Source organism: Gemmatimonadota bacterium, assembly GCA_021295815.1.
GTDB lineage: Bacteria > Gemmatimonadota > Gemmatimonadetes > Longimicrobiales > Gaopeijiaceae > JAGWBQ01.
In genome coordinates this window covers 1-15859 of sequence record JAGWBQ010000029.1, presented here as the reverse complement: position 1 = coordinate 15859, position 15859 = coordinate 1, and the positions used below count along the sequence as shown (strand labels likewise).

General features: G+C 66.4%; 6 protein-coding genes and 1 pseudogene. 5 read left to right on the top strand and 2 right to left on the bottom strand.

The window, feature by feature from the left end; translation table 11 throughout:
- Positions 1-293: 293 nt before the first annotated feature.
- The 5 genes from J4G12_10130 (at position 294) to J4G12_10110 (ending at position 12920) form a co-directional block, all read left to right on the top strand.
- Positions 294-2741 (top strand): choice-of-anchor B family protein, encoded by a 2448-nt coding sequence (locus J4G12_10130; protein MCE2456148.1) that lies wholly within the window; start codon positions 294-296, stop codon positions 2739-2741.
- 78 nt (positions 2742-2819) lie between these two features.
- The gene (locus J4G12_10125) at positions 2820-7277 is read left to right on the top strand and encodes an AAA family ATPase (protein ID MCE2456147.1); all 4458 of its coding nucleotides are present in this window, start codon (positions 2820-2822) and stop codon (positions 7275-7277) included.
- A gap of 186 nt (positions 7278-7463) precedes the next feature.
- Positions 7464-9860, top strand: coding sequence for a choice-of-anchor B family protein (locus tag J4G12_10120; protein ID MCE2456146.1), 2397 nt, complete (start codon positions 7464-7466; stop codon positions 9858-9860).
- Entirely contained in the window at positions 9860-10930 is a 1071-nt protein-coding gene (locus tag J4G12_10115) for a YncE family protein (GenBank protein MCE2456145.1), read from the top strand. The genes J4G12_10120 and J4G12_10115 overlap by 1 nt, the downstream gene beginning before the upstream one ends.
- A 10-nt stretch (positions 10931-10940) precedes the next feature.
- The gene (locus J4G12_10110) at positions 10941-12920 is read left to right on the top strand and encodes a VCBS repeat-containing protein (protein MCE2456144.1); all 1980 of its coding nucleotides are present in this window, start codon (positions 10941-10943) and stop codon (positions 12918-12920) included.
- A 327-nt stretch (positions 12921-13247) separates the two neighbouring features.
- Here the strand turns inward: J4G12_10110 and J4G12_10105 are convergent, their stop codons facing one another.
- Entirely contained in the window at positions 13248-13913 is a 666-nt protein-coding gene (locus tag J4G12_10105; protein ID MCE2456143.1) for a hypothetical protein, read from the bottom strand.
- 457 nt (positions 13914-14370) lie between these two features.
- Positions 14371-14985, bottom strand: a pseudogene (locus J4G12_10100) (SAM-dependent DNA methyltransferase).
- Positions 14986-15859: the final 874 nt, after the last annotated feature.

Genomic DNA, 15859 nt, shown 5'->3' with positions numbered 1-15859 from the left:
CGCAACGAATCCCCCACCGCTCCCGCTCGCCAAGGCCTCAGACTCAGACTCGACTTCGTCTTCTGAGTCGCAGCCGACGCCGTGCGGTCTGGACCGCGAGGGTCGGGCCGTGAACCTGGTGAGGGCGCCCGGGGCGGAGAGCGGGCCTCGGCCGGGCGAATTCGCGGGGTCGTTCTACAGCCCGGACGGACGGGTGCTATTCTTCAACCGCAGGGGCCTCTTCCCTGGGCAGGCATTTCACCTTATGCTTAATTGTATTCACGTTCATGCGCACTAGCCATACCGGAGCACCCATGCCAGCCTTGACCTCACCTGCCCGCCCCGACGGTCCGTTCACCCGTTACCGCGACATCGGAGCGATTCTCGCCGCGATCCTGCTCGTCGGGCTGACTCTGCCGCCCGCACCGGCCTCGGCTCAGTTCCGGCTCGCGGGCTTCGACGGTTCGGCGGCCGCGGTGAACGACGGGCGCGTCTACCTGGGCGGGGACGGCGGCCCCATCACCGCCGGCGCCGTCCACATCTTCGAGAACGACGGGAGCGGCTGGAACGAGGTGGCTCGGGTCACGCCCGAGAACGAGGAACCCGGCATGGGTTTCGGTTCGTGGCTGGCGGTCTCGGGGAACTCGATGGTAGTGGGGGCTCAGAGGTCCATCCACGTCTTCGAGCGATCCGGCGAGGACTGGCTGGAGGTATACAGCGAGCTTCTGGACGAGCCGGTATACGGTGGAGACATCTCCGGTGACTTGATCGCGCTCCGGGCGAACTCCAACTTCATCGTGGACAGCGGTCCGATGCGGGTTCTTCGCCGCGGCGACAGTGGATGGATGCCCGCAGGGTCGATCGAGGCCCCCGAGGATGTGGGAACGGAGTCGTTCGGCGCTTCCGTACGGATCATGGGCGAGACGATCGCGGTCGGCGCTCCCTTCGCGGGCGGCGTGACAGGAGAGGACTACGCTCCCGGCCCGGGAGCGGTCTACTTCTACGCCAGCTCCGCCGACGGTTGGACGCTCACCGGCGTACCGCTGCGGCCGAGCTCGGATCGAGCGTCGGCGTTCGGCGTCAGCCTGGAGGCCGTTTCCACGGCGGACGGCGAACACCTCTTCGTCACGACTGGGGGCAGCAACCGCGACGTCCCTTCCGTCGACGAATACGTGCTCGACGAAGAGGCCGGCGAGTGGACGCATGTCTATCGTTACGCCTCGCCCATGATGAGCATGCGCGGGCGGAGCAGGGCGTCGCCAGTCGTCGCGATGGCCGGCGCCGAGCTCTGGATCGGCGGCATCTACGCGGGTTCGATGCGCGAGGGCCAGGTTCTCCGTTTCCGGGCGGATGGCGACGACGGTGCGCGGGCCCTGATGGGAACCCTAACGGCGAACACGTTCGAGCGGGGCGGAGGGTTCGGAGCGGCGATCACCGCCGAAGGTGGGGTCGCCGTGGTCGATGCCCCCGGTCGCTACAATCGCGCGGGTGTCTTCCACGTCTTCGAACGCACCGGCGACGACTGGACCGAAACCGGCGAGCTCTGGATCGAAGCTCCCAACTACACCGCCATCAACGGCGCGACCGCATGCGAGGAAGGTCAGGTCGACGCCTTCGGCTGCTCGGAGATCGAAATCCTCTCCTTCGTGCCGATTCGGGAGATGGGGGGCGACCGGGGCATCAGAGCCAACGACGTGTGGGGCTGGACCGACCCGGAGAACGAGCGGGAGTACGCGCTGGTGGGGCTCTCCAACGCGACCTCCTTCGTCGACATCACCGACGCGGAAGCGCCTCGCTACCTGGGAAGACTGCTCATGCCCGAAGGGGCCAACAGCAGCGCCTGGCGGGACATCAAGGTCTACGAGAACCACGCCTTCATCGTATCCGACGGAGCGGGGCGGCACGGAATGCAGGTCTTCGACCTCACCCGCCTGCGGGACGTGGGAGCGGAGCCCGCGGATTTCGCGCCCGACTTCCACTACACCGAGATCGCATCGGCGCACAACATCGTCATCAACGAGTCCTCCGGGTTCGCATACTCGGTCGGGAGTTCGGGCGGCGGCGAGACCTGCGGCGGCGGGCTGCATATGATCGACATTCGCGAGCCGAAGACGCCCACCTTCGCAGGCTGCTTCGGCCACGAGGGTACCGGACGCCGCGGCACCGGATACTCGCACGACGCCATGTGCATCACTTACGCAGGACCGGACGAGGCTCATGCCGGCAAGGAGATCTGCTTCGGCGCGAACGAGACCGCCATCTCGATCGCCGACGTGACCGACAAGGCGAACCCGACGCCGATCGCGCAGGCGAGCTATCCGAACGTGGCCTACGCTCACCAGGGTTGGATCACCGACGACCATCGCTACTTCTACCTCGGCGACGAGGGCGACGAAGGCAGCCAGACCAGGGCGGGCACGCCCTTCCCCGGCACGCGCACGCTCGTGTGGGATGTGACGGATCTCGACGATCCCGTCTTCGTGGGCGAGCACTTCGGCGAGACCGCCTCCACCGACCACAACATGTACGTGGTAGGCGACCTGCTCTACCAGTCGAACTACACGAGCGGGCTGCGGGTCCTCGACATCAGCGACCGCGAGAACCCGAGAGAGGTCGGCTACATCGACACCGTTCCGTACGACGACGGCGTGGCGATGACCGGATCGTGGAGCAATTATCCCTACTTCCGGAGCGGGACCGTCATCGTCACCAGCGGACGGGAGGGCCTCTTCATGGTGAGGTATCGGAAGCCGATCACCTGACACCGGGACACGACGCCGGGACCGGCGGGGCCGGAAGCGTCCTCCAAACCGCCGGCCGCCGCCGACCCGGAGGCCGCCATGCCGAAGTTGAGCAAGTCGGTGGTGTCGATGTACATGCGGACCGGCTGCGAGCGTCAGTTGGGGCTCAGACTCTACGATGCCGACGAACGCGAACGGCACGGAATGCCCGAGTCCCTTCCCGACATCGGCCTCTCCGCAGTGAAACAGGCCGGCATCGGATGGCAGTCGGAAAGAGAAGAGGAACTCAGACGGGCGGCCGGCGCAGGCGGGGTCCTGGAGGCGGCGACCCGCACCGCCGCGGAGGGTTCGGTCGCCCAGTTCGGCCTGACGGAAGTCATTGCCGACCTCCGACCGGGTCAGTTCGTGATCGAGCCGTTCATAGGGGTCCATGACGGCGACTTCCTGAATAACCTCGGCCTGGCCGGACGGAAAGACCGTTTCGGCGATCCGGTCGAGCTGAGCGACCTCGTCCCCGACCTTATCCAGGTGCTGCCCGCCGCGACCGCGGAGGAGATCGCCAAGGCGGGCGCCGGGCGCCGCGAAGCCCTCCTCGAGGAGGTTTCGCCCGACGGAACGGTGCGACCCATCTCCGACGACGGACGCCTCCGGCTCCGGGTCATCGACTACAAGATGAGCGCCGAGCCGGGCTCGCATCACTGGGCCGAGCTCACCATCTACTCCGTCGCGCTCTCGTGCTGGCTGGCGCACCACCAGGGCCCCGACGGCCGGAACTGGGGCGAAACCTATGCGGTGTCCGCCGCCCCCGGCATCTGGTCGCTCTCCGAAAAAGGGAGCGAGCTGAGCGACCTGGTGGCGCGAGGTCCCGTGCCGCTGGATCCGGCGCGACTGACGGCCGCGGTGGAAATGGAGATCGAAGTGGCGCCGTTCGAGGTATTCGCGATTCGGCTGCGCCGTTTCTTCAGGGAAGATCTGCCCGGTGTCCTCGCGAGAAGATGGGACGAGCTGCGCCGGCACGTCTGCGCCTCGTGCAGACACTGCGAATTCCTCGGTCATCCGGATACGCATCCGGGGTCCGAGGCCGCCGCCGAACGGCTTTGCTGGAACGAGGGACTGACCGCCGAAAGCCTCAGCCTGGTGGCCGGCATGCCCCGGGCCGGCGTCGACCTTCTGGGCAGGAAGTACCCGACCGTCACCGCGCTCTCGGAGGCATCTCCGGGCGACCCCGTCTTCGAGGCCAGCCACTCGTTGCGCGCGCTTCGCCACCTCTTCACCTCCCGGGCGAAGGCCCTCCGGACGGGCGAGGTCGGACTCGTGGACGCGGCCGGAACCTCGGCCACCATGCCCAAGCTGCCGGATCTTCGCATCGCCCTCTTCCTGGAGTACGACCTGGTCACGCGCTCCACGGCAGCCTTCGGACTCAGGGCTCTCTGGGTGGAGCCGCATGGCCGCTCCGGATCGCCTCGTCGCCGCAAGAGCTGGAGCGACGACGGCACGGACGGGGACGGCTTCACCGACGTGTTCCTTGCGGAGGAACGCACCGTCCGATCCGAGCGGAACGCCTTGCTCGGCTTCCTTCGCGCCGTGAACGCCATTGTCTCCGAGGTGCGGGAGCAGGACGGACCGCGTCCCGAGCTCAGGAGCACGTTCCAGATCTACCTCTGGAACGCGGCGCAGCGCGAGCAGCTCGTAAGGGTCGTCACCCGCCACTTCGAGGCGGTCGAGGACGGTATCGGGTTCGGCGAACTCTCGTGGCTGCTGGTTCCTCAAAAGGACCGGCTGGCCAATCCCCAGGACCCGGCATGGAGCGGACCGCTGACCGTCGTCAACTCCGTGGTGGCCCGGACCGTCGCCGCGCCCCTCCCCTACCATTACGGCTTGATCGATCTGGCGCGTCGCTACAGGCCCACCAAGGTGGACGCGGTGAAGCTTCCGTGGCGAGACGGGGAGCGACGCTACCGGGAGGTCTTCACCGATCTGCTTCCCGGCGAGCGACTCTGGGAGCTGTGGGGCACCGGCGACGCGACACGCAGGAAGAAACCGCGGGAGGACATCGGACGGGCGCTCCGGACCAAGCTCACCGCTCTCGCGCATGTGGTCGGACGTCTGGAGATCGACCTGAGAGCCCGTCCGGACCGGTCTGCGGCTCCGCCCCTGGTTCGGGCGAGCTCGCCCCGCGACGACCTTCCGTCGCCGAGCCGCCACTGGCTGGAATACGCCAAGCTGAACGTGGCCGCCCAGGACCTCGAAGGACGTGACATCCGCGCCATGTCGATCACGGAAAGAGAGGCGCGTCTGCACTCGGCGAGGCTGCTCAGGCGGCTGGAAGGCGGAGACCGACACCGAGCGCTCGCCCGCCTGGCGGAATCCTCCGGCGCATCGGCCACCGAAGATAGGGCGGTGGTCGAGGACGGGTCGATGGCAGTCTACGAAATGGCGGAGTCGTCGCTCGGATTTCGAGCCAAACCCGGCGAACCCGGATACGCCCTCGTGCCCGACAGTCACCCCGAACTCCTCAACTGGCGGGTCGACGCCCTGGGTGCGGACCATCCCTCGCTCGACATTCCGGGCTGGGTGAGAGGAAGTACGGTCGGCGAAGCCGGGCTCGCTGGTTATTCGATCGAAGAGATCGATCGCGAGCACCGACTGATCGCGCTCAAGCCCGGCCTGGTCAACCGGGTAAGGGAACTGGAGACCGCGGCCCGGCTCGACTTCGGCGGGGCGGTGACCTTGGATCCCTACCCGTTCGACGTTTCGGTGAGGTACATCCACGATACCTTGCGGCAGATCGGTTGGCCGGACTCGGCGCCCGACGACGGGCGCGGGCGGCGCGGGCGGGTGAGGACTCCCGAGTCCCCAGCGTCCGAGTTCCTCTGGCAGGCCGAACGTCTTGCTGCACAGCGCAAGCGAACGGCGGGCGGAGCGGAGCTGGAGAGGCTGCGCCGAGCCGGAATCGTTCTTGATCCCTCGCAGGAGAAGGCCTGGCGCCACGCCCTCAGCCATCGTCTCAGCATCATCTGGGGCCCGCCTGGCACCGGGAAGACGACCGTCCTCAGCAGTATTGCCGCGGCGGCGGCCGAAGGGGCTCGATCCGAGGGGAGGGGGCTCCGCGTTCTGCTCAGCGGGTTCACCTACAGCGCGACCGACACGCTGCTCGAGGGAACGGCGAAGCAGGTGCGGGCTCTTGAGAGGATGAACTCACCGGCCGAACCGGGCCGGACAGTCGCCCTTCATCGCCTGCGGAGCGCGGGGAGCTCTCGGCTCCCGAACCGGTTGGCCGCATTCGACATCGAGGATGCGGTCGTGCATCGGTCGGGCAGCTTCGACCGGCTCCGCAACCTGGTCGACGACCTGCGCGGCGATCGCGGCATTCACATCGTGGCTTCCGTCCCCATGCGTCTGAACGCCCTGGCCGCGGGCAGGTGGTCGTACCACGACAAAGGAGTCGTGCGCGAGTGGTTCGACCTCGTGGTTCTCGACGAGACCTCCCAACTGGGCACGGCCCTTTCCACACTCTGCGTCAGCAAGGGACGCACGGGCTGCACCTTCGTACTGGGAGGCGACGACCTCCAGCTCCCGCCGATCCAGCAGACCAGCCCGCCGCGGGAGCTGGAAAGCAGGGTAGGCTCGGTGTACTCCTATCTGAAGGATCACCGGGGTGTGCCAACCCAACCGCTGGAAACCAACTACCGGGCCAATCGCACCCTCGTCGAATTCACCCGGGGCGCGGGCTACGGCAAGCTGGTGTCGAACAGCCCGGACCTCAGGATCAACCTCCTCCCCGGTCCCGCCCCCGCCGGGGGATCGGACGGCGGCGAAGAACCGACGGACCTGCTGCGCTCGCCGGTGCTCGAGCGCTTCCTGCTACCTGAGGCACCGGCGGTCGCCTTCGTGTACGACGACCCCTTCTCGGGCCAGTCCAATCCCTTCGAAGCCGACGTGGTGGCAGGGTTGCTCCGACTGCTCCGAGGTCGTCTGGGCCGGAGGCTCATCAACGAACGGGGCCGCCGCGCGCCTGCGGACGCGAATGCCGGCTCCCCGCGCCATACGCCGCCTGGCCTGTCCGCCGGCCCGCGTGACTTCGACGCTCCGCATGACGAGGAGACCTTCTGGAAGAGAGCCGTGGGCGTCGTCGCCCCCCACCGAGCCCAGATCAGCGAGATAACCGGACGCTTGTTCAAGCTCTTCGGGCGCACCGCTCCCGACGCCCGTCTCATCAGGGGCGCGGTCGATACCACCGAGAGATTTCAGGGTCAGCAGAGGGACATCGTCATCGCCTCCTTCGGAGTAGGCGACCTGGGGCTGATCCGAGGCGAGGAGGACTTTCTCTTCAATCTCAACCGCTTCAACGTGATGGCTTCGAGGGCGCGGGCGAAACTGATCGTGCTGGCGACGCGCACCCTGCTCGACCATCTCCCGGAGGAGCGCGAGGTGCTGGACCATTCACTCCTGCTCAAGCGGTACGCGCTGAACTACTGCGCTAACGCGGAGCGGATCGAGCTGGCCGGTCGCTCGGGGGTCCTTCGCTTCCGGAATGCAGGTTGCGCGCAACGCTGACGCCCTCCCGGGTGTCCACACCGTAACTTGGGAACCCGTGGAATCTTATCCGGTAAGCACTCACGGCCGGTCGGTCCCTTCACGGAACGCCGGCAACCCGGTCCCGACCCGAGCGGGCTCCAGCCACCCGAGCGGCCCCTCTCGTTCGGGCTCTCTACCGCCAACAGCAAACGCAACGGAAGAACTATGCACACGGTAGCACGCCTCGCGAGTCTCGTACTCGCCCTCTCACTTCCAACCTCTCCCCTCGTCGCTCAGTTCGGAGGCGGATACGCCGTCGCCGCGCACTCGGGCGAGGTGCTCATCGCCTCGGAAGGAGGCCCGATCGCCACCGGCGCGGTCCACATCTTCACCGCAGGAGCCGACGGCTGGACCGAGACCGGCAGGATCGAGCCCTCGGACGGCGAGCCCGGCATGGGCTTCGGGTCCTGGATGACCGTTAAAGGCGACCGGATGCTGGTGGGCGCCAGCGCGGCCACCTACGTCTTCGAGCGCATGAACGGTGAATGGATGGAGGTCGCCTCCTTCGACTCCGAAAACCCGGTCTATTCCGGCGCCATCAGCGACGATCGGGCCGTGCTCATAGGCACCATGGCATATGAGCGCGTACCTCCGGGCCCCACCCGCCTCCTTTCGCGAGGAAGCGAAGGCTGGGTGGAAACAGGAACCCTCGAGCCGCCTGCGGACGCGTCCGACGCCAGATTCGGCGCTTCGGCGGCCTTTGTCGGCGAGATGCTCGCGGTCGGCGCCCCCTTCGGCGATGGCGAGACGGACGATGAGGGCGCATACGAACGGGGACCGGGCTCGGTCTACTTCTTCTCCGAAACCGGAACGGGATGGACCCAGGTGGGCGACCCTCTCAGCGCGATCGGCGGTATGCGCAACACCGCCTTCGGTGCGGGGCTCGCCACGGCCATGGGGCCGGACGGCCCGCACCTCTTCGTGTCCGCACAGGCGGGAGGCACCGCCGGCGGATCTCCTTCGGTCTACGAATTCGTTCACAATGCCGAGACGGGCGGATGGCAGCCGCGCTTCGCCTACGGCGCTCCCCTGGTCTTCGGATCGATGCGATCCGGCCTGAGCGGTCCCACGGTCGTTCCGGTGGGTGACGAGATCTGGATCGGCGGCCTCTCCGGCGGGCCCGCCGGTTCGGGTCAGATTCTCCGGTATGCCGCGACCGAAGACGGTGGTCGCAGCTTCGTAGGCATCCTCTCGTCCGAGAACCCGGTGGACGGCGCGGCCTTCGGGGGGGACATCGCCGTGGAGGGCGGCGTCGCGGCCATCACCTCGCCCGGGCGCGACAACGGCCAGGGCGTGGTCCACATACTCGCGATGAACGAGGGCGGCTGGGTCGAGGAGTCCGAGCTCTTCATTGAGGTGGCGAACTACGAAGCCGTCAACGGTACCGTTCCTTGCGAAGAGGGAAGCTCCGCGGCCTTCGGGTGCGCCGACGTCGACGTCATCTCCTTCGTGCCGGTCAGGGATCTGGGAGCCGACCGCGGCATCAACGTGAACGACGTCTGGGGCTGGACCGATCCCGAGAACGGCGACGAGTACGCTCTTGTCGGGCTCACCGATCAGGCCTCCTTCGTGGATATTTCCAACCCCGAGGCCCCCCGTTACCTGGGGCGCATCAAGATCCCCGCGGGCGCCAACCCGAGCGTCTGGCGCGACATAAAGGTCTACGAGAACCACGCCTTCATCGTATCCGACGGGGCAGGGCCGCACGGGATGCAGGTCTTCGACCTAACTCGTCTGCGCGACGTGAACGAGCCGGTCGATTTTGAGCCCGACGCCCATTACACCGAGATCGCCTCGGCGCACAACATCGTCATCAACGAAGCCACCGGGTTCGCTTACACGGTGGGTGGCCGCCAAGGCGGGATCACCTGCGGCGGCGGGCTGCACATGATCGACATCCGCGACCCGAAGAATCCTACCTTCGCGGGCTGCTTCGCCGACGAAGGCACCGGACGGTCGGGCACCGGAACCTCCCACGACGCCCAGTGCGTGGTCTACAACGGTCCGGACCCGGACTACTCCGGTCGTGAGATCTGCCTCGGCTCCAACGAGACCGCCATCTCGATCGCCGACGTCACCGACAAGTCGAACCCGGTGAAGATCGCGTCGGCCGAATACCCCAACGTCGCCTACGCCCACCAGGGCTGGCTGACCGACGACCATCGCTACTTCTATCTGGGCGACGAGCTCGACGAGCTGGCTCAGCTCAACGCCGGCAACGCCTTCCCCGGCACGCGCACGCTGATCTGGGATCTCGAAGACCTCGACGACCCCGTGCTCGTCGGCGAATACTTCGGCGAGACGGAGGCGATCGACCACAACATGTATACGGTCGGCGACCTTCTCTACCAGTCGAACTATTCCAACGGGCTGCGTATTTTGGACATCAGCGATCCCGAAAACCCCGAAGAGGTCGGGTATCTCGACACGGTGCCTTACGAAGACGGCACGGCGATGTCCGGTTCCTGGAGCAACTACCCGTACTTCAGGAGCGGCACGATCCTCGTGACCAGCGGCCAGCAGGGACTCTTCATGGTCCGCTACCGCAAGCCGATCACCTAGTGCGAGCGCCGGCGCTCGCGGTCTCTCTCTCGTTCGCCGTCGCCCTGCAGGCGGGCGCGGAGGAAGCGGCGTCCCAGGACGGCCCGTTCCTCTACGTCGCCAACCAGGAGGCGGCTGCGGTGTCGGTAATCGACATCTCGATCCACGAGGTCGCCGAGATAATCGATCTCACCGCTCTCGGTTACGGCGCCAACGCCAAGCCCCACGATATCGCGGTGGAGCCCGACGGCTCCCACTGGTACGTCTCGCTGATCGGGGCGAACACGGTGCTCAAGTTCGACCGCGCCAACGAGCTCGTCGCGAGCGTCGAGTTCGAGAGGCCCGGGCTGCTGGCGATCCACCCGAACGAAGACTGGCTCTTCGTGGGGCGTTCCATGGCGGCGGTGAACCCGCCCCAACGGATCGGACGGCTCGACCGCAGCTCGATGGAGATCGAAGAATTCGACGTCTTCATTCCTCGTCCGCATGCGCTCGAGCTCTCCGCCGACGGCGAATGGGTCTACGTGGGCAGCCTGGCCGAGAACACCGTGGTCGCTCTGCACGCCGAGAGCGGGGAGGCCGAACTCGTCCGACTCGATGCTCCGCACCCTCACGTTCTCGTGCAGTTTGCCGTCTCACCGGATGGCCGGACCCTGGTCGGAACGGCGGAGATGACGGGCAAGCTGCTTGTCTTCGATCTCTCCAATCCCGATGGGCCCGAACTGACGCGGGAGGTCGATGTCGGCTCAAGACCTTGGCACCCCAGCTACTCCGCCGACGGAAGCTCGGTGTGGTTCGGCAATCTCGGCGGCAACGAGGTCGTACGGGTGGAAACCTCGGATTGGGAGGTCCACCGCAGGGCCGACGCCCGTCTGGCCCAACCGCACGGCAGCGCGATCTCTCCCGACGGGAAGTACCTCTACCTGGCGAACCGGAACGAGTCCGGCCATTACCCTGCCGGCTCGAATGACGCTTCCGAGACCCGGATGGGGTCGGTATCGGTGGTCGATCTCGCGACCGGGGGGATAGTCAAGATGATCGAGGTACCCTTCTACGCAGCGGGAATCGGGCTCGCCTCCAACCCTCGATAGAGAGACACCCGTGGCCAAGGGCGCTTTGGCGAAGATCGGCGGGCGGTTGCCGGGTGGCGGAATCGACCAGGCCGCACTTCTGGCAGTCCTGACCTTTGGAGCCGCAGCCTGCTCGACCTCTCCGAAGCCGGGCGTGGACGGAACAGGACTTCCCGAACGGTCGGCGCCCGCGATGACCGCGGCTGACCAAGTCAACGCAGAAGAGCTCCCCGAGCCCGACGCCAACGGCTGGGTGCGGCGCATCCGGCCGTTCGCCGTGCTCGACTCGACCGGCGCAGCCTACGAAAACCCCTTCCTGGGCGGATTCAACGTGCCGCGTCCGCAATGGGTGGACATCGACGCCGACGGCGATCTCGACCTTTTCGTCCAGGAAAGAACCGGCCACCTCCACTTCTTCGAGCGCGAGGACCGCGAAGACGGTACGACCGCACACACCTTGCGTCCGGGCGCGTACGATCATCTCGACGTAGGCGAGTGGTACCGGTTCGTCGACGTAGACGGCGACGGCGACCGCGATCTTCTCTCCGAGTCTCCGTTCAGCTACGTGCGCCTCTACCGGAACGAGGGCGACGCCGGTCGCGCTCGCTTTACCCTGCTCGCCGACACCCTCCTCGACGTGCGCGGCGAGGCGATCTTCTCGGATCGACAGAACATCCCGAACGCCACCGACATCGACTGCGACGGCCTGGTCGACCTCTTTCTCGGTCGGGTCACGGGGGTCGTCACCCGATACGAAGCCACTGCGACTTTCGCCGCGAGCGCGGCGCCCTTCCGCCATGTCACGGACCGTTTCGAGGACATAGAGATCGTCGCCGACCCTGCGGCGAACGACGGCTCGCCCGGACGTCCCACTCTGCACGGCGCCAACACCATGGCGTTCGCCGACTACGATGCGGACGGCGATGCCGATCTCTTCTGGGGCGACTTCTTCGAGCCCGGACTCCTGCTGATCAGAAACACAGGCTCCTGCCGGGCTCCCAGCTTCCGCTCGGAGCCGAGCCAGTTCCCTCTGAACGATCCCGTCCTCACGAGCGGCTACAACGCGCCGACCTTCGGGGACTACGATGCGGACGGCGACGTGGACCTGCTCATGGGTGTCCTGGGAGGTTCGAACAACGCCAACACCTCCACGATCGACAACCTCTATCTCTTCACCCAGGAGGATGGCGGGGATTGGGTCCGATGGTCTTCGGCGTTCGTGCGCCAGGTGGATGTGGGCGCCGAGAGCGTGCCCGCGCTGGTCGATCTCGATTCCGACGGCGATCTCGACCTCCTGCTCGGGCAGAAGATCGATCCGACCGACCTGCCAAACGCCCGAGTCTTCCTCTTCGAGAACGAGGGTTCACCCACCGAACCGCTCATGGTCTGGAAGGGTGAGTTCCCGCTCGACGGCGCCTACCACAACGCGCCCGCCTTCGGCGACCTGGACGGGGACGGCGACCTCGACATGATCCTCGGAACCTGGCGGAACGAACTCCGCTACTTGGCGAACGAGGGCTCGGCCACCCAGCCCCGTTTCGTTCTCGTGGACTCCGCCTACCTAGCGATCACGCGTGGGAGCAACACTACGCCGACCCTGGGCGATCTGGATGGGGACGGCGACCTCGACCTTCTGGTAGGCGAGTCGTCCGGCACCGTCAACTACTTCGTCAACGAAGGCTCCGCCCGGGAGCCCCTGTTCGTCATGGTGACGGACGAGTACCTGGAGATCGATGTCGGACGGAGGAGCTTCCCCAAGCTCGTCGACGCGGACGGGGACGGCGACCTCGACCTGATGATCGGCTCGGAAGAAAACGGCATCCTGTACTTCCGCAACGATCCCGTCGACGGCGAGAGCGCATTCCATGCTGTGGAGAGCCCCTTCCCGGCGCCTGACGCCTTACCGCGTTGGGTGACCGGCGAGCTTGCGGATCTGGACGGAGACGGCGACCTCGATCTGATTACCGGAGGAGACGAGGGGGGCGTGTGGTACTTCGAGAGGATGAGGTAGGAGCGATCCGAAACCTCGGCTGAGATGATGATGCGTGCCTTGCGGAGTTCCTCGCGCAGCCGCGCAACCTCCCGCTCCAGCTTGCGCACCTTCCTCGCCTCACGCTTCCCGCCCGACAGCTTGTACGCTGCCGTGAAGCGCCGCCTCGTCGCCTTCGCCGCAACCTCCGGATCCGGCGCCGGCGGGGGTGCCGAGGCCGCGACTCCGTGCCGCTCGTCGCAACGCTCCTCGCGGCACGGAGTCACCCCTTCCACATTCAACGAACCCATTCCATTCTTCCCCCAAATCGCGACGCGTGGGGAGCATGCAGGTTCGGTACTTGGCGCTTCAGCCGTCTTGGCCGTACCGGTCGGTGCGCGCGGGGAGGAGGAGGCTGTCGGCGATCGCCGCAATCTCCTCCGCCTCCTTCCACGCCTGTTCCAATATCCGTAGTTCGCCTTCAAGTGCCCGGCGTTCCTGTTCTTCGTGAAGGGACATTTCCAGGGCCAGGCGGGTGGGCTTGGGCATTCTGTTCACATACCCGGGCCTTCCTTTCCAGTTGCCGTGGTCCCGTTTGGCGACATCGGCAAGGAAACGGGCGGGGTGGCCGCTGGATTCGATTTCCCCAACCGCATGCTGGACCGTGAGGCGCGATCCGCCCCAACTGTTGTGGAGCGGCACCAGGGCGGCCGCCACCCGCCGGGCGTCCTCTCCGGCGAACCGCACCGTGCGTATCGATTTGCTGATCTCAACGCTCAAGCCCGGTTCTCCTGCGTCCGGCAATACGCGAATCGACTGGACATCGAGGAACCTGAACTTCGCCACGCTCGCCGGAGTAACGGGGCCGTCACCGCCGGCCCCTCCACCGACCCGGACCCTGGCCATCGGGCGGAGGAAGGCCCAGGCGAGCAGTGGCCAGACAGCTGCGGTGCCCAACGTGGCCATAACGGGCGCGAATTGCAGGCCCCAGACCACACCCCAGCCTCCCATGCCTGCGGCCATCCCAATACCCATACGCTGCCTCCGCGTGACGAACTGGTCACCGTAGCGCCAGGCCGCGAACTCCCCGCGCGGCGGCTTTCCGATTCGGACAAGATCCAGGCCGGCCGGATGGCGCGCGATGCCGATGTTCTCCGTGGACGCCCTCATGCGGGTTGCGCGGAAGAGGCGTTCGCAGTCCTCGACCGCCTCCCAGCGCTCCTCCAACGGGGTCAGGTTCCACCGCCCGCACTTCCTGCACACCACCCAGAGCCGTCCCTTCGCCGAGTCGAAGGCAAGCCTGCGGCCGACCGGGAAGGTCTCGACCACCTCGTTCGCGGCGAGGGGTTTCTTGCAGAACATGCATGTGGTGTACATGGCTTTTCGATCTGTTCAGGTCACTAGGTCCCAAGGGGTCCGGAGGGGTCCTATACGATGTCGATAGGATGTTGTTATCGTGTATCTTACTGGAATAAACGATACCGTGCAACTCGTCCTCCGCCACCGTCAGCATGCCGCCGGTCCCGCAGGCCCCGTCGTAGAGCAGGTAGGTTCCGAACTCGATCCGGTCGGCGATGGGCTGGAACACCAGCTTCGCCATGAGCGTCACGGCGTCGCGCGGGGTGAAGTGCTCGCCCGCTTCCTCGTTGTTCTCCTCGTTGAAGCGCCGGATCAGTTCCTCGAAGACCGTGCCCATGCCGTGGTTGTCGAGGCCGGGATGCCGGACCGCGCCGTCGGTGTCCCTCACCGGATCGGGACCCAGGTTGATGTCCGGCGAGGTGAGCTTCTCGATCAGCGAACCCAGCGCGTCGGCCCTGTCGAGGCGCGGGATCTGGTTGCGGAACTCGAAGTTGTCAAGGATGTCCTGTACATTGGGCGAAAACCCGTCGAGGTAGTCCTCGAAGTCGGCCCGGAGTTGCTGCCTTCCGGCTCTCGCCCGGAGGTCGCTGAGCGTGAACTGCGAGGTGTTGTGAAAGGCCTGTCCGGCCGCCTGCCGGAGCGCGGCGTCTTGGTTCGTGACCCCGGCGGCGTCCAGCGTTGCCTTCATGTCGAGGACGGCCCGTTTGGTAGGCTCCAGCACCGCGTCCAGCCGCCTGAGCACGGTCATCGGTAGGATCACGTCTTCTGAGCGCGTTCGTCACGGCATCCCATTATGGGCTGTGGCTCGTCTCCAAGGGCCGCGAAACGCAGCGTATTCACGGCTCTGGAAAAGCCGTGATGGGGTGGTTGTGAGGGGAACGCGATTCCCGCGAATTGAGGCGGTTTCCGGTAACTGTTACCCCGGATGTTGACGATGTGGCACCGGTGGAGCAGCCGGCCCAACAGGGCGGCGGCCATGACCTCGTCGCCGAGGATCCTGTCCCCATTCCTCGAAGCCCTTGTTCGAGGTCAGCACGGTCGAGGCGTTGGCCGTAGCGCCGGTTTGATGAGCTGGAAGAAGAGGACCGCGCCACTCTGCCGGCGGTCGCGGCCGGACCTCGCGTACATAGCGCTTCACCTGCCCGTATCCGCCTGGATAGCCCGCCGCCTGGACTTCCTCGAATAGCCGCACGGCACTCAGCTCCGGATACTCGGCCAAACGCGTGTCGATGATCTCCTTGTACGGATCGAGCTTCGAGGGCCGCTGGCGCCTCCAGGGACCTCCGCTTCCAACAACTCAGCCACCCGACCCTCAGCCTCCAAAACCCTGCCATTTTCGACGGCCACTTCTCTGCAATTTTGCGCGGCCAGTAACAGATGCTCGGGCGGGGCCCTGACAAGTCGAGGGGCGTCGCTCTGAGCCTAAACCAACTGTCCATTCTTGGTGCTGCGACATCCCTGCGTCGTTCGCGAAACCACCCTCACCACGGACTCGTAACATCAACCCATGCAAGCCGCGCATAGCCCTACCCTGGCCAGCCTCGCGCGCGTAACACATCGATACGGACCGGTGCTGGCGCTGGAAGGCCTCGACCTAGAGGTCCGGCGTGGCGAGGTGCTGG